General features: G+C 61.8%; 9 protein-coding genes. 4 read left to right on the top strand and 5 right to left on the bottom strand.

Annotated elements, in window-relative coordinates; translation table 11 throughout:
• The first annotated feature begins 67 nt into the window (after positions 1 to 67).
• Positions 68 to 5632, top strand: a complete 5565-nt coding sequence (locus OQ248_RS16610; protein WP_265813358.1) for a DUF6543 domain-containing protein — start codon at positions 68 to 70, stop codon at positions 5630 to 5632.
• A 39-nt stretch (positions 5633 to 5671) separates the two neighbouring features.
• Here the strand turns inward: OQ248_RS16610 and metE are convergent, their stop codons facing one another.
• Positions 5672 to 7984, bottom strand: coding sequence for a 5-methyltetrahydropteroyltriglutamate--homocysteine S-methyltransferase (metE, locus tag OQ248_RS16605; RefSeq protein ID WP_265813357.1), 2313 nt, complete (start codon positions 7982 to 7984; stop codon positions 5672 to 5674).
• A gap of 111 nt (positions 7985 to 8095) precedes the next feature.
• Here metE and metR point away from each other — a divergent pair, with 111 nt between their 5' ends.
• A complete protein-coding gene (gene metR / locus OQ248_RS16600; RefSeq protein ID WP_085709456.1) occupies positions 8096 to 9013 on the top strand; it encodes a transcriptional regulator MetR in 918 nt (305 codons plus the stop codon).
• Here the strand turns inward: metR and OQ248_RS16595 are convergent.
• The 4 genes from OQ248_RS16595 to OQ248_RS16580 form a co-directional block, all read right to left on the bottom strand.
• A complete protein-coding gene (locus tag OQ248_RS16595; RefSeq protein WP_265813356.1) occupies positions 8997 to 9527 on the bottom strand; it encodes a GNAT family N-acetyltransferase in 531 nt (176 codons plus the stop codon). The two genes, metR and OQ248_RS16595, sit on opposite strands and share 17 nt — an antisense overlap.
• A 2-nt stretch (positions 9528 to 9529) precedes the next feature.
• Positions 9530 to 10168 (bottom strand): LysE family translocator, encoded by a 639-nt coding sequence (locus OQ248_RS16590; protein WP_265813355.1) that lies wholly within the window; start codon positions 10166 to 10168, stop codon positions 9530 to 9532.
• 23 nt (positions 10169 to 10191) lie between these two features.
• Entirely contained in the window at positions 10192 to 10626 is a 435-nt protein-coding gene (locus OQ248_RS16585; protein ID WP_192552296.1) for an NUDIX domain-containing protein, read from the bottom strand.
• Positions 10627 to 10698: 72 nt separating this feature from the next.
• Entirely contained in the window at positions 10699 to 12054 is a 1356-nt protein-coding gene (locus OQ248_RS16580) for an HD domain-containing phosphohydrolase (protein ID WP_265813354.1), read from the bottom strand.
• Positions 12055 to 12302: 248 nt separating this feature from the next.
• Here OQ248_RS16580 and OQ248_RS16575 point away from each other — a divergent pair, with 248 nt between their 5' ends.
• Together OQ248_RS16575 and OQ248_RS16570 are read left to right on the top strand one after the other, a co-directional pair.
• Complete coding sequence (locus OQ248_RS16575) at positions 12303 to 14177, top strand: EAL domain-containing protein (protein ID WP_265813353.1); 1875 nt, start codon at positions 12303 to 12305, stop codon at positions 14175 to 14177.
• A complete protein-coding gene (locus tag OQ248_RS16570) occupies positions 14174 to 16048 on the top strand; it encodes an EAL domain-containing protein (RefSeq protein WP_265813352.1) in 1875 nt (624 codons plus the stop codon). Before OQ248_RS16575 ends, OQ248_RS16570 begins: the two co-directional genes overlap by 4 nt.
• The last annotated feature ends 18 nt before the right edge of the window (positions 16049 to 16066 follow it).

The raw sequence follows: 16066 nt of genomic DNA, 5'->3' as shown, positions 1-16066 counted from the left end.
TGGTTTTCTCCTTTCAATGATCGGCAGATGGAGCGGATCTCCTGCTCCCCTCGCGAACCTGTTGACCATGTCCGAAAGCATTTTTTCCGAACACATCCCGCCGGCGCCGCAGGTCTGGCCGGCATCTCAGCCCTTGCCGCAGAACATTGACAGCGCCCTGCTGCATGACGCCACGACACGTTCACGCAACGCCAGTCAGGCGTTGCGCGAGTTGTTGGCCGGTGTGCCTTCCATCCGTGCCTCCCTGACTGATCTGCTCGAGCGCGAACTGGATCTGGGAGAGCCGGATGCGGGCCTGCGCTTCTCGGCAACAGATGCCCACCCTGAACAATTTGTCGGTTTTGCATCGATCCTTGCGTTTATCTATCAAAGAAACCGACCTGACATGACACTGGACCGCCATGCAGAAGTGGTCGGTCTGGACGCAAACCATCTGCTGAATGCCCTCCCCCCACAGCAACTGCTGACCCGAATCAAGAGACTCGATCCGTCGAAAGAACTCGACCGGCGCTGGAACTCGTATTGGGCTGCGCGCGCCCCCGGTACGCCACACTCGCGCCGCGAGCACGCCGGCAGGTTGTACCTCGCGCATCTCGAAGCAGCGGCGCAAGTCGCTCTGGCTCAGCGCTCCCTGACCGAGGATCAGTTACAGCCATTGTGGCGGCTGATGGACGACACCTCCCCTGAACCGCGTCTGGAGAATCAACCGATACACGGTGAGCGACTGGAACTGGTGTTCGACAACCAATGCCGGAGCCGTTTGCCCGGCGCGTGGGTGATCAGTGTCGGCGAGCGGCAATCTGCGCGGCAATTACTGTACTTGCCGCATAGGTCGGTGTCCTTGCAGTCTTTCGCCAACCGCAGCGACATGGAGTCATGGCTGCGTGCCCAGCCGCTTGTTCAGCAGGAATTGTCCGCCTCAAGGATTCACTTTGAATACAGCAGCGGCACCCTGCCATTGAGCTGTGGCATGAGTGAGTGGCTAAGCCGGATGCAGGAGGCTCGACTCAGCGCCTTGCGCCAGAGTCCGGACAGCTCGCTGGATCTGGTTGAACAGGGAATCCGGGCACTGGTTCCGGCCGATCGTGTGGATCGCCAGCACAGCATCGCCGGAGCACTGGCGTTACCTCCCCCCTTGCCGACGCCGATGCCTTCGTTGCCTTCGTTGCCTGAGGATGAGTCCCCTCTGTTTGGCGCACTGTTCGCTGACATCCCCTGGGGAGTGCGTCAGACAACACTGCTGCGACAACAGAACGCGCTGCAAAACCGGGCGAACCAGGCCGGCGAAGAAGGGCAACGAACGCTCGACGTTTTACTCCGGCGCATGGAAGAGGCCGAGCGGATGGCGGATGTGGCCGCTCAGGCACTGATCTACCGTGAACGGGTACTGGACACCGTCACGTTCAATCGCGAGTTCACCGTGCTTCATCAGGCACACAAGACCGCTCTGCTCGCTGAAGCCGGGCTGCAGCAGATACTTGGGCAATTGAGTGAGGATCAATGGCGGGCAATCGAATCGGCACTGAATAACATCAGCGACAGCAAAACCGACCAGTGCGCGGCCGAAATCTCGCTCGCGATGCACGAGCAGTCAGGTTCATCGACCCGAGAACAGACGCTCGGCGGTCCTTTGGTCATCACTCATCCGAGGGTTCTGTCGGAGCCGGCCGCGCTGTACGGCCTGTTGCTGTACTGGCCCGGAAGCGGGGGCGGCCTGCGACAGTTCGATAACCGTCGCGAACTGGAGCGTGAGCTGTTCAAGATTCAGGAACAGGACACGGTGCTGACTCTGCACCTGAAGCGAATCTGCGGCGATCCCCTGCAACATGCCCTGAATCAGGTAACCCACGACTTCGAGGAGCGAGTGGGCACGATCCGTCAGCGACTCGCGCAGTCACCCTCGGCGCAGCAGGCCGAACAACTGGAAGCCGTGCGCCTGCAATACCGGTCTGCACTGCAAGTCCCCGTAAACGCAGCTCTGCGTCTGGCCGCCAGCCATTTGCGCGAGCAACGCACCAGCACCTCCATGGCTGCCCGCCTGCCGGGCTGGTTGAGCGATCTGCCCGGTGCTGACCGAAGCAGACTCAGGTGGCAGATCGAGGCGTACATCAAGGCCATGCAACAGAGCCAGACATTGATGTCGACGGCCCTGCCACCCCGTGAGGATTTCACCCGACAGCACTTGCATGCGCGCCTGCGCAGGGACTTTTCGGTCAAAGGTCACTTCGCCGTTCGACTGGACCTGCCTGACTCGGTCGCCATGGAAAGGCATACGATCAGTGCGCCCGGAGCGCCTGGTACACCCCAGAAGCTCGAACTGGTTCCGGGCAAGGCGCGCAGCATGATGTCCCTCGAAGACCTGGCTCAACACAACATCGACAATACGCCGTCGATGAGCCTGGAACCGCTGCTGCTGCGCATGAGCTTCATGACCGTGCAAGTGAGTGCTGGCGACGAGAAAGAACGTCAGATCCTGACCACCGGCATCACAAAGGACTATCTGCGCAAGACCCTGCCGGAACTGGATCTGCCCAAGGCCTACGAAACCCTGATTCGCAAGGTGTTCATGGGCTCGAACGATGACCTGCCGTTCGTCAACGATCATCGCCGCGAATGCTTGCTGGAGCCTTGGCGATTGATGCTCAGGCTGCAGGGCGAATGCGCTCGTCTGCAAAACCGTATCGGCGCGCAGGATCTGCAAATTCTCGAGACCGCCATCGATGCCGACACACCCTTTGCCTGGCGTGCGAACAACCGGCACATCGTCTTGTTGCCCGCTCTGCTCGCCTCTGGCGGCAAGGACACGCCAAACGAAGGTCCGGTCACGCTGTCCGGTGTGAGCTTCATCCAGGAACAAGTCAGTGGAGCGACGTTGCTGTACCTGACCGACAGCCCCGATGGGCAATCCCTGCGTCGTTATGACAGTCTGGAAGCGGCGCGCAAGGCGCTGTTCAGCCTGTGCGTGGAGGAAAAATGGTCGCGCTGGCTGGCCGGTCGGGCTGTGGAGGGCGACGCACAGGCCCACGAGCACCGTATAGGTCAGGCCGTGCTCAAGCACTTCGACACCTTGATCGGAGTGGGCGAACGCTGGCCGGCCACGACCTCCCTGGCCGCGCACTTGCTCGATGCGCAAATGGGGCGACTGATCCAGGCCCATCGCAGCACCTCTCGCTCCAATGCCGACTTGTACATGGAGCGTGCTGCGCGGAGCGGCTCGCATCTGTTTACCTGCATCAAAATGGCCTTGGGACTCGTGCCGTTTGTCGGTACGGCCATAGGCCTGTACGACGCCTGGAACAGCGCCAATCAGGCCGTGGCGGCTTTTTTGCGCGGCGCTGCGGGTGACGGGCTGGCCGAAATCGAAGCGTTGCTGTTGGCGCTGATCGACGCTGCGATGGATATCCTGCCCACGGTAGGCGCAGGGAGCGGCGCCGCTTCGCTGACCAGCACTCGTCAATTGCGCAAACTGGCCAGCAGCCCCGCTGCGTTGCAGGCAACCGACGGGCGAGAGGCAAGACACTTGAGGGCACGATTCGCTGGCTACGAGCACCAGCAGCCGGTTTTCCTGAGCGGCCTGCAACCGGCCAGTGCAGGGCTGTTTCGCAACGTCTACCGACATGCCGACGGCGATTTCGTTGTGCGTCAGGGACAGATCTATCAGGTGGAGCTGAGCAAGGACTCACGAGGCTGGCGCCTGGCAGGCAACTCGCAGAAAACCTACAAGCAACCCATCGCCCTCGATGAGGCTGGAAACTGGGACACTCATTTCGGGGTGTACGGAACGACATTCGACGGCGGCGGAGCCGGAGGTGGCAACGTGGCCGGACACCTCGCCGATGCACTGGATCCGGTCTGGCCCATGAGCATCCGGCAACGCCTGCCACGCTGGTGGGCCGACCGGGTGTTTCGCCGCCAGCAGCAGTTGACCGAGATGACCGATGACCTCGCACGACAAATCGACGCCCGATTCGCCGAGAGTCACGCAGCTATTACTCGCTACAACAATGCTCCCCGCGACCAGCGTCCGGGCTTGCGAGCCGCCGCCGATACAGCCTGCATCGGCGATATCGAGATAGCCAGCCGTCGGTACCGACTGCTGACCGATCTGCTGCCCCTGACCCATGGCAACAAACGACGCAAGGTCATCGAATGCATGAGCCTCGATGCGTGGAAGGTGGCTGATCGTCTCCAATTGCGCGTTCATCACGTCAACCATCAGGTCAGCCCGCTGCTGGACCGGATCGACCCACTGATCGAACGTCTGACCGAGTTGCCGGGAAACTTGCCCGGCGAACACATCTCCCTTCACCGGAAAATTCGCGAATTGCGCCTGGAAACGCTGCAAAGAACCGAAGAGATCGAAGGCTTGATGCGCGATCTCAACCACTGGTACGAGCGCATCAGCCTTCCTCGGGACAAAGCGCAAATGCGAGCAGAAGTCGAGGGTCTGAACAGACGCCTGAGCGACAGTAACCTGCTCTACCTCAAGACCGGCAGTCTTCTGGAAATCGTCCAGTGCTACGACAACCTCGGCGAAGTGTCCTGGCATTTTCTGCAAAACCAGGCACGGGAGCTGCGCGCCAGGATGGATCGGGCCCTCTACACACAGTTCAGCCTGCCGGAGGCCGGCGCCACCCGGGGCCAGCGCAACCAGATCCTGCAGGACTGCCTCGACACTTATGCGCAGTTTCGGCGAGCCATGACCGTATGGACGGCCAGCTACTCCCAACACTTTTACATGGATGACGTCCCGGCCCTGCTGGCCGGTATCGAGAAAATGGCCGAACGCGCCCGCAAGACCCTGGAGCTGCCGACGGTTGTCGCACCCACGGGGCGCAGCAACAAAAAGATCTTCACCACCGAAGACGATCAGTTGCTGATCGGTGTCGAACATTGGGAGTCGACCACCCAGACGCGCCGCTATCATCTGACCGGCAAGGGCGGTGTCGAGGAGATCTGGGAACAGGGCAGCAACGGCAAATATCGCCTGTTGAGCACGCCTGCCCGACCACCGTCGCCGATGGAGCGGGATCTGGGCGCACTGGTGGCAGAGGCACGCACCCGTCTGGATCGATTGCCGGCGTACGAGGTCAAGGTAAATGCCCATGCCCGGCAGGACATGCTCCCGGTCGATCTGGAGCACATGATGGTCAGCGAGGCTGACGAGCTGATACGCCGGGCACAGGGGATCGAGCAGATCGACAGGCAGAACCCGCTCATCGCCACCCTGCGTGGCAAAGCGACCGAACTGCGGATCCGCGGACGACAAATGCGTACCCGTCAGTCACTGAGCAGCAAGCATCCAACCGATGGCATGCTCGACGATCTGATCGGACAGAACGCAGCGGACATCCGCAAGATCGCCCCCTTGAAAAACCTCGGCAAACGCAAGGACGGTCGCATCGATTATCTGCAGGAGTACGAAGTCCGTGACCTGACCCAGGCACCACCAAAACTGCTGTGGTACGCCCACTTCCACTACTCAAGGGCGACACCGGGTTTTCGCGAATTCGAAAAAGCCCATTTGAAGCTGCCCGAACACCGGTCACTGACCCACGCCGACGATCCCTCCCTGCCCCATGCCGACATCGGCAAGCGCTCATCGGTACTGACCCATTTCGAGAATCTGTGAAAACGAACGGGGGAGCGATCAATCCGCTCCCCCGTTTTGTCAGGCCAACTGACTGCGCAACTGCCGTGCTGCCGCGACCATATTGACCAGCGCCGCTTCGGTCTCCGGCCAGGCACGGGTCTTCAATCCGCAATCGGGGTTGACCCACAACCGCGCTGCCGGAATCCGTTTCACGGCCTTGCTCATCAGCTTGACCATTTCCGCCGTGTCCGGCACCCGTGGCGAGTGGATGTCATAGACACCCGGGCCGATGTCGTTCGGGTAGTCGAACGCTTCGAAGGCTTCGAGCAATTCCATGTCCGAACGCGAGGTTTCGATGGTGATGACGTCGGCGTCCATGTCGGCAATCGCCTTGATCACGTCGTTGAATTCGCTGTAGCACATGTGGGTGTGGATCTGGGTTTCGTCCTTGACGCCCGACGCGGTCAGGCGGAACGCTTCCACCGCCCAGTCCAGATACTCCTGCCACTGTGCGCGGCGCAGCGGCAGGCCTTCGCGGAACGCGGCTTCGTCGATCTGCACGATTTTGATCCCGGCGTTTTCCAGATCCACCACTTCATCCCGCAGGGCCAGCGCCAGTTGCTGCGCCTGAACCTTGCGCGACACGTCTTCGCGGGGGAACGACCACATCAGCATCGTCACCGGGCCGGTCAGCATACCTTTCATGACCTTGTCGGTCAGGCTCTGGGCGTAGGTGATCCAGTCGACGGTCATGGCATTCGGACGGGACAGATCGCCATAAATCACCGCCGGTTTCACACAACGGGAACCGTAGCTCTGGACCCAGCCGAAACGGGTGAACAGGTAACCGTCGAGCTGCTCGGCGAAATACTCGACCATGTCGTTGCGTTCGGCTTCACCGTGCACCAGCACATCAAGGCCCAGACGCTCCTGCACCTGTACCGCGTGGCGGATTTCGCTGCGCATGGCGTCGTGGTAATCGTTGGCCGACAGCTTGCCCTGCTTGAACGCCTGACGGGCCAGACGGATCGAACCGGTCTGCGGGAACGAGCCGATGGTGGTGGTCGGGAACGCCGGCAATTTCAAACGCGCCTGCTGCGCGGCGATGCGCTTGGCGAACGGCGAATGACGCTGGCTGTCGCGGGCATTGATCGCTTCGATCCGCGCCTGCACATCGGCCTTGTGAATGCGCGGCGAGCGGGCACGGCTCTCTTGAATGGCGCGGCTTTCGGCCAGTGCGCTTTGCACCTTTGGCGCTTGAGGATCGTTCAGCGCATCACGCAGCACAGAAATTTCGGCGCACTTCTGCACGGCGAATGCCAGCCAGCTTTTCAGTTCCGGATCGAGCTTGTCTTCGCGCTCGACATCCACCGGACTGTGCAGCAACGAGCAGGAACTGCTGACCCACAGGTTGTCGCCAAAGCGTTCCTGCGCCGGTTGCAACTGCGCCAATGCCTGCTCCAGCTCGCAGCGCCAGACGTTGCGGCCGTTGACCAGACCCACCGAAAGAATCTTGTAAGTCGGCAGACGATCCAGCACCTGACCGAGCTGATCCGGCGCACGCACGGCATCGATGTGCAGGCCTTGTACCGGCAGGCCGACGGCGAGGCCGAGGTTGTCTTGCAGACCGCTGAAATAGGTCGCCACCAGCTTCTTCAACGGCGAGTACTGAAGGATGTGATAGGCGCGTTCGAAGGCGTTTTTCCATGCTTGCGGCAGGTCGAGAGTGAGGATCGGTTCGTCGATCTGCACCCACTCCACGCCCTGTGCGGCAAGCCGCCCGAGGATTTCGTTGTACACCGGGAGCAGGCGTTCCAGCAGGTCGAGCTTGTCGAAATCGTTGCCTTTCGCCTTGCCCAACCACAGGTAAGTCAGCGGGCCGATGATCACCGGTTTGACGTTATGACCGAGGGCTTTGGCTTCTTCGACTTCATCGAACAGCTGTTCCCAGCTCAACTTGAACGACTGGTCTGCGGTGAACTCCGGGACCAGGTAGTGGTAGTTGGTGTCGAACCACTTGGTCAGCTCTTGAGCGTATTGAGTCTTGCCGTGCTCACCGCCGCAGCAGGACGCCGTGGCACCACGGGCCATGGCAAACAGAGTGTCGAAGGTCGGCAGACCGCGTTCATTGCGCACACCATCGAAGCGCTCCGGGATCACACCGAAGGTCAGCGAGTGGGTCAGCACCTGGTCGTACCAGGCGAAGTCGCCGACCGGCAGCAGGTCGATGCCGGCGTCTTTCTGAAGTTGCCAATGCTTTGCGCGCAACTCGCGGCCGACCTGATTCAAGGCCGACTGATCAAGATCACCTTTCCAGTAGGCTTCGAGGGCTTTTTTCAGTTCGCGGTCGGCGCCAATGCGCGGGAAACCAAGGGTGTGGGCCACGGCCATGTCGAGTGTTCTCCATTGCGTAAAAGATGGCGCCATTGTCGACAGCCAACCCAACATGAGACAAACTCAACCTTTTCGTGTTGATCACAAATTTTCCTCATGGAGCCTGTGGTGCTTGAAATCCGTCACCTGAAAACCCTGCATGCCCTGCGCGAAGCCGACAGCCTGGTGGATGCGGCCGACCGCCTGCACCTGACCCAGTCGGCGCTGTCCCACCAGTTCAAGGAACTGGAAGAGCGCATGGGCATGCCGTTGTTCGTGCGCAAAACCAAACCGGTGCGTTTCACCAGCGCCGGCCTGCGTCTGCTGCAACTGGCCGACGCGACCCTGCCACTGCTGCGTGCTGCCGAACGTGACATCGGGCGCCTGGCCGGGGGCACCGCCGGGCGTCTGCACATGGCCATCGAATGCCACAGCTGCTTTCAGTGGCTGATGCCGACCATCGACCAGTTCCGCGATGCCTGGCCGGAAGTCGAACTCGACCTCGCTTCCGGTTTCTCCTTCGCCCCGCTGCCGGCGCTGGCCCGGGGCGATCTGGATCTGGTGGTGACCTCCGACCCGCTGGAAATCGCCGGCATCACCTACGTGCCGCTGTTCACCTACGAAGCCATGCTCGCGGTCGCCAACCAGCATGCATTGGCGAGCAAACCGTACATCGTCCCCGAAGACTTGCTGACGGAAACCCTGATCACTTATCCGGTTGAGCGCGACCGCCTCGATATCTTCACCCGCTTTCTCGAACCCGCCGACATCGAGCCGGCGCAGGTACGCACCTCGGAACTGACGGTGATGATGATGCAACTGGTAGCCAGCGGCCGTGGCGTGTGCGGCATGCCGCACTGGGCGCTGCATGAATACAGCTCGCGGGGTTATGTGAAGGCCAAGCGGTTGGGTGAGAAAGGTCTGTTTGCAACGCTGTACGCGGCGATCCGCGCCGACATGCTCGACGCGCCGTACATGCGCGATTTCCTGCTGACGGCCAAGGACACGTCGTTCTCGACCCTGGATGGGGTCAGCGCGGTTCGTTGAGGCTGGCAGTTGGCACGAAAGGCGCGCACCACATGTGGATCTTGTCGAAGTAGTCCTCGCCGACCCGTACCGCCATCGGCTCCAGGCCGAACTGGATGAAGCCGCAGCGCTGGTACAGCTTGAATGCGGCTTCATTGCCGGCGGTGACGGTCAGTTGAATGACCTTCAGCGCCGGATGCTGCTGCGCTTCCCCCAGCACCACCTCCATCAACTTCAGGCCCAGCCCGCGCTGACGAAATTCAGCCGACACATACATGCCGAATACCGTTGCCTTGTGCCGGGCCTTTTCCCGAGGCTCGAACGCCAGGCCAACGATCCCCGCCAGGCGGCCTGCTTCGAACGCGCCAAACACCGCGTCGAGCTTGCTGGTCAGGCGCGACTCCCACCAGCTCAGCGGCATCGCCGCGCGCTCGCGCACGCTGGAGGTGAAGGCCTGCGGATGCCGGTCGTAAGCCTCCAGCATCAATTCCCGATAGGCCAGCGCATGACTGGCATCCAGCCGTTCGATCCACATGTTCACGCGGTCCTGCGCTGCTCGAGCATCAGGCGCACCGCCAGGCCACCGAGCACGAAGCCCATGAAATAACGCTGCGCCGCCAGCCACGTCGGGTTGCTGGCAAACCACGAGGCGATTCCCGCCGCCGACAGGGCAATCAACAGGTTGACGCTGAAACTGACGCTGATCTGGGTGAGGCCGAGGATGATGCTCTGGCTGAATACCGAGCCGTGTTCCGGCGTGATGAACTGCGGAAACACCGAGAGGTAGAACACCGCGATCTTCGGGTTCAGGGCGCTGGTGAGAAAGCCCATGGTGATGAGTTTGCGCGACGAGTCCGCCGGCAATGCCTGCACTTCGAACGGCGAACGGGCACCGGGTTTCACCGCCTGCCAGGCCAGCCACAGCAGGTACAGCGCGCCAGCCCACTTCAACACTTCATAGGCCATCGGCACCGCGAGAAATACCGCCGTCAGACCGGCCGCCGCCGCAAACATATGCACGAAGAACCCGGCCACCACGCCGAGCAGCGACGTGACCCCGGCCTTGCGCCCCTGACAGATCGACCGCGAGATCAGGTAGATCATGTTCGGCCCCGGCGTCAGTACCATCAACAACGCGGCAGCGGCAAAAATCAGCAGGTCTTGAAGCGGGATCATGACGAAGTCCTTTGCACGAATGATCAGGCGATCGCGGTCAGCGAGGCTCGATAAAACGGCAGGATCAGGTCGCGTGTCAATGGGGCGAGAACCACATCGCCGTCGGTGGCCGGGTCGATCCAGATCACCTCTTCGATCTCGGCCGCCGGGGAGACTTCGGCGTCGATGGTCAGTTGAAAGATCTCGGCCTGCACGACAAACCCCGGCTCGTTGGCAGCCGGTGCCGAGAACTGGCCGAGAAAACTCGCCTGTGCCGGATCGATCACCAGCCCCAGTTCTTCCTCCAGCTCGCGAGCCAGCGCATGCACCGGCAGTTCATGGGCCTCGATCTTGCCGCCCGGTTGCATGAACGCCGTGGTGTCGCGCTTGCGCACCAGCAGGGTTTGGCCTTCGGGGTTGAGCAGCAGCGCGGCGGCAATACGAATGGTGCGGGGGGAAACAGCGGATACAGAGGTCATGGGTCAGCCACCGGCCTGGAGAAAAACCGCAAGGATCCCATGCCGGCGGCGCCAGCGTCACCTCGTGCGGTCTCAAGAACCGGCCAGCAGCACCGCTTCGCCCTCCTCCGGCACTTTCACGAACACCTTGTATTTGGCCCCCTCCATGGCTTCGAAACTGATCAGTTTGTCCACCAGCAGCGCACTCAGCACCTTGCCGGCATTGAGCAGCAGCATGCCGTTGTCGGCATTGAGGTTGCGCGCCAGGATCATCCCCGCCGCCAGCTCCCGAGTGCCCAGCACCTTGACGCTCGGATCGGTCAGGGTGATATCGCTGACCAGCGCGCAGACCTTGATGAAATCCTCGATCAGCTCGGGATCGTAAAGCCTGCCGGCGTACTGGCGCAGGTACAACAATGCCTCGTCGCTGTTCATCTGCCGCTCGAGAATCAACCCGCGCTGCAACTCGACGAAATCCACCGCCAGTTTCAACAGCCGCGAGCCCAGGGGAATGGCCTCGCCCTTGAGCCGGTCGGGAAACCCGCTGCCGTCCCAGTGTTCCTGATGATGCAGGATCAGCCGCGCGGCATCCTTCATCGGGTCCAGGGTCATCAACAGCGACTCGCTCTGTTTCGGATAACCCCGATAGCGGTCGCGGTCGGTGCTGTGCAACAGGTCCGAAGGGGTGGTCATCATGCTGTCGGTCCAGCTCAGCTTGCCGATGTTGTACAGCGCGGCGGCCATGGTCAGGTCGCGGCTGGCGGCTTCGTCCAGCCGATGCACCTTGCAGTAGCCGCGCACCAGTTCGATGATCTGCCGGTTGGTCTGCTTGGCCGGCGGCAGGCGCAGGTTGGCCAGCAGCGAGAACACTTCGGTGCCGGTCACATAGCTGTGCTTGAGCTCCTCGTAGGCCAGATCAAGCATGTCGGCGGTCTGCTGCAGCTCGGCAGTACGGGCGCTGACATGTTTTTCCAGGGTGCTGTTGAGCAGCTTCAACTGATCGTTCTGCACCCGGGTCAGTTGCTCCAGACGCTCGCGCTCACGGGCCAGATGCTGATGTTCCAGGGCCTGGCGCAGGATCAGCAGCATCTCCTCGTCGTTCCAGGGTTTGCTGATGTAGCGGTCGATCTGGCCTTCGTTGATGGCCTTGATGATCGCCGAAGGGTCGGCATAGCCCGTCAACATGATCCGCGTGGTCGCCGGATACAGTTGACGAACGCTGGCCAGCAGCGTGGCGCCGTCCATATTGGGCATCCGCGCGTCACTCATCACCAGATCGACCGGACGTTGCGCCAGCATTTCCAGCGCCTGGGCACCGCTGCTGGCGAGCAACACCTCATAGGGCTGGCCACGCAGCAGGCGGCGCAGGCTGTTGAGGATCGACTCCTCGTCATCGACCAGCAACACGGCAGGCCGATGGGCCGGAGTCGGGGCGGATTGCTCTTCCATGGCGTGGCCTCGCGAAAGACGATGGACGTGGCAGGCGTGTCGACAGACCTCCTCCCTTGCCCTCGCCTGAGTGACAGGCTAGATGATTTTTGCGCCGGGACCGCACAAATCATCGGGTAAGGCGAAGTACCCACAGGGCAACTATGCTCAAGTCGCTGGACGACACCATCCGCCTGCGCGCAGGCCTGTGATGAGGGGAAAAGGATGCTCCCGATGACGATCGTGCGTGAACTTGCGGGTATGGCGCCATGAGTGCGCCACCCGGACCCATCAATCGACGTGTGCTGATCGTCGACGATACGGCGTCGATCCACGACGATTTCGCGAAAATCCTCAAGTCATCCACGGTTGAAGACAACAGTCTGGGTGAAACCGAAAGCCTGCTGTTCGGTACCCCGTCCAGCGCGTCTGCCACACAGAACGAAAATTTCGAACTGGACTCGGCCTTCCAGGGGCGCGAAGCACTGGACAAGGTCGAAGCCGCGCTGGCCGCCGGTCGCCCTTACGCCATGGCCTTCATCGACATGCGCATGCCGCCGGGCTGGGACGGCCTGGAAACCATCGAGCGGCTCTGGCAGGTCGATCCCAAGCTGCAAGTGGCCCTGTGCACCGCTTATTCCGATTACTCCTGGGAAGCTATTGATCAGCGGTTGCCGCTGAACGATCGCTTGCTGATCCTGAAAAAACCCTTCGATGCGATCGAAATCCGCCAGATGGCCAGCGCCCTGACGGTCAAATGGCAAATGACCGAAGACGCCGCGCTGAAGATGAATCAGCTGGAACAAAAAGTGACCCTGCTGGCCCGCACGGACGGCCTCACCGGGCTGGCCAACCGCGCCACGCTGATCGAGCGTCTGCATCAGGCCTTCGCTGCCGCGCGCCGGGGGGCAGCGCCATTCTCGGTGTTTTACCTGGATCTGGATCACTTCAAACGGGTCAATGACACCCTCGGTCATCCGGTCGGCGACCTGCTGTTGCAGCAAGTGGCACAACGGATCAAGACCGTGGTCCGGGAGAACGACGTGGTGGCGCGTCTGGGCGGCGATGAGTTCGCGATCCTGCAACTGGACGTCAGCGAACCGACACAGTCCGCCGCCATGGCCACCAAGATCCTTGAAACATTGCAGGCCCCCTACCAACTGGGCGGCAATGCCGTGCGCATTTCGGCCAGCATCGGCATCAGCGGCTATGCCCCTGCCAGCTTCGATGCCGACAGCCTGCTGGGGCAGGCCGACATGGCGCTGTACCGCGCCAAGGAGTCCGGACGCGATCAGTTTCACTTCCACTCGGAGGACATCACTCGGGAGGTGGCCGAGCGCATGGTCCTTGCCGAGGAGTTGACCACGGCACTCACCCAGGGAGGACTGAAGCTCGAATACATGCCGGAAGTGGACCTGCACAGCGGCAGGATTCTCGGCATGGCCGCTCAGGTCAGTTGGCAACATCCCAGGCTTGGCCTGCTGCCGGCGTCAGCTTTCGTTCCGGCGGCGGAAAAGACCGGCGCAATCATTCCTCTCGGACGCTGGATTCTGGATCAGGCCTGCTGGCAGATGCACCGGTGGCAAAACGACGGGGTGGCGCCTCCGGTGATGGCGATCAAGATTTCCCTGGCGCAGCTCAAGTCCGGCCCCGAACTCATCTACGACGTGCTGCGCACCACGGCTCGCTGGGAGCTGGCGCCATGGGACCTGCGCTTCGATGTCACCGAAGCCACCCTGGCCCAGACCCAATGGACCCACAACGATGCGTTGCCGCGCCTGCGCGAGCTGGGTGTGACCATCGCCATCGATGATTTCGGCACCGAATACTCATCGTTCGATTACCTGAAAACCTACCGGGTCAATCACCTCAAACTCGCCCAGTCCCTGATCGACAATGCGACCCGGGATGAAGACGGCGCCAACCGGCTGCGGGCGATCGTCAATTTCGCCCGGGACCTGGCCATCGACATCAGCGCCGAGGGCGTCCAGCCGGACGCTCAGGGCGCAGCCCTCGTGCCCGGCGCACCGTTGAAAAACGTGCAGGGCTTTTGCCTGAGCGCAGCGGTCAGCCCCGAGCAGGCCGCCCGACTGCTGAAGGACGCGAGCGCGGCCGCCCCGCTGCCCAGGGAGGATGAAGGATGAAAACGCCTTTTCCCCAGACTAACCGGCGCATTCTGATCGTCGACGATACGCCGGCGATCCATGCCGATTTCCGCAAGATCCTCGCCCCCGAGACGGCGGCTGAAGCGGATCTGAGTGGTCTTGAACAGACGCTGTTCGGCACCCGCCAGTCGCCGCACCTGACCTTTCAGCTCGACTCCGCCTATCAAGGCCAGGAAGCGTTGAAGCTGGTGCAACACGCGCTGGACGAAGGTCGCCCCTATGCCCTCGCCTTCACCGACATGCGGATGCCGCCCGGTTGGGACGGTCTGGAGACCATCGAAAAACTGTGGGAGGTCGATCCGAACCTGCAAATCGCCTTGTGCACCGCCTACTCCGACTACAGCTGGGAAGCCATGGCCGAACGGCTGGAATTCGGCGATCAGTTGCTGATCCTGAAAAAGCCGTTCGACACCCTGGAAATCCGTCAGATGGCCAATGCCCTGACCTGGAAATGGCAACTGGCCCAGGACGCGGCGCTGAAGTTGCTCAGCCTCGAGCAAACCATTGAGGCCCGGGTGCATGAGCTGCTCAAGGTCTCGCACCTGCTGCAATACGACAGCCTTACGGGCCTGCCCAACAGCACCTTGCTTGGTGACCGCCTGACTCAGTCGCTGGCCGCTTGCCGGCGCCATGACAAACAGCTGGTGGTGATGTTTCTCGGCCTGGACCGCTTCAAGCGCATCAACAATGCCCTGGGCCATCCGGCGGGCGACGAGATGCTCAAACGGGTCGGCCAGCAACTGCTGGCGAGCGTGCGCGAATCGGACTCGGTGTTTCGCTATGGCTCCGACGAATTCGTGGTGATGCTCAGCGACATCAATCACCCGCAGCAAACCCGCAGCATCGCCGAAAAACTGCTGGCGGCCATCCGTGAGCCCCAGACGATTGTCGGTCACGACGTCAGTGTCACCGCCAGCGTTGGCATCAGCATTTATCCGGACGACGGGCTGGAAGCCATCGACCTGATCAAAAAAGCCGAGACGGCCATGCGCAATGCCAAGGAAAGCGGTCCGAACGAGATCGGTTTCTTCATCGAGGCCATGAACCAGCGCGCCCGGGAACAGCACGGCATCGAGTCGGGCATTCGCCTGGCTCTGCAACGGCACGAATTCGTCCTGCACTACCAACCGAAAATCGATCTGGGCAGCGGCCGGGTGGTAGGCGCCGAGGCACTGGTACGCTGGCAGAAACCGGGGCATGGCTGGGTGTATCCATCGGAGTTCATCCCCGTGGCCGAAGACAGCGGCCTGATCGTGCCGCTGAGCAAGTGGGTGCTGGGTGAGGCGTGCCGTCAGACGCGGGACTGGCAACAAGCCGGGTTGCCGCCGATCCGCATGTCGGTCAACACCTCGGCCATCGACTTTCGTCAGCGCCTGTTTGTCGAGGGCATCGAACAGGTGCTCAAAGAGACCGGGCTGGATCCCGCCCTGCTGGAACTGGAGATCACCGAAGGCGTGCTGATGCAGAACGTCGACGCGACCATGAGCGCGTTGAACCGGCTCAAGGCCCTGGGCGTCAGGCTGGCCATCGATGACTTCGGCACCGGCTATTCCAGCCTGAGTTATCTGCGGCGGTTCCCCATCGATGTGCTGAAGATCGATCAGTCGTTCATTCGCGGCCTGAGCCATGACAGCAGCGATGCCGCGCTGGTCGGTGCGATCATCAGCCTGGGCAAGAGCCTGAACCTGAACGTCATCGCCGAAGGCGTGGAGACCGCACAACAACTGGCCTTTCTCAGGGCCCACGACTGCGAGGAGGGCCAGGGCTTTCACTTCAGCAAAGCCTTGCCGGCAGACGCCTTCGCCCGCCTGCTGGTGACCGGGTTGCCTGGTCCCTGGAGCGTTGCATGAACACGCCGACGACATGCC

It is taken from the genome of Pseudomonas sp. COW5 (genome assembly GCF_026240005.1).
Classification (GTDB): domain Bacteria; phylum Pseudomonadota; class Gammaproteobacteria; order Pseudomonadales; family Pseudomonadaceae; genus Aquipseudomonas; species Aquipseudomonas kribbensis.
This window is presented reverse-complemented; position numbering and strand designations above follow the sequence as displayed.

What these genes read in the sequence shown, in the direction of transcription:
- OQ248_RS16610 (WP_265813358.1), top strand. Translation starts at nt 68, where the DNA reads ATGTCCGAAAGCATTTTTTCCGAACACATCCCGCCGGCGCCGCAGGTC.
- metE (WP_265813357.1), bottom strand. Translation starts at nt 7,984, where the DNA reads ATGGCCGTGGCCCACACCCTTGGTTTCCCGCGCATTGGCGCCGACCGC.
- OQ248_RS16595 (WP_265813356.1), bottom strand. Translation starts at nt 9,527, where the DNA reads ATGTGGATCGAACGGCTGGATGCCAGTCATGCGCTGGCCTATCGGGAA.
- OQ248_RS16590 (WP_265813355.1), bottom strand. Translation starts at nt 10,168, where the DNA reads ATGATCCCGCTTCAAGACCTGCTGATTTTTGCCGCTGCCGCGTTGTTG.
- OQ248_RS16585 (WP_192552296.1), bottom strand. Translation starts at nt 10,626, where the DNA reads ATGACCTCTGTATCCGCTGTTTCCCCCCGCACCATTCGTATTGCCGCC.
- OQ248_RS16580 (WP_265813354.1), bottom strand. Translation starts at nt 12,054, where the DNA reads ATGGAAGAGCAATCCGCCCCGACTCCGGCCCATCGGCCTGCCGTGTTG.
- OQ248_RS16575 (WP_265813353.1), top strand. Translation starts at nt 12,303, where the DNA reads ATGAGTGCGCCACCCGGACCCATCAATCGACGTGTGCTGATCGTCGAC.
- OQ248_RS16570 (WP_265813352.1), top strand. Translation starts at nt 14,174, where the DNA reads ATGAAAACGCCTTTTCCCCAGACTAACCGGCGCATTCTGATCGTCGAC.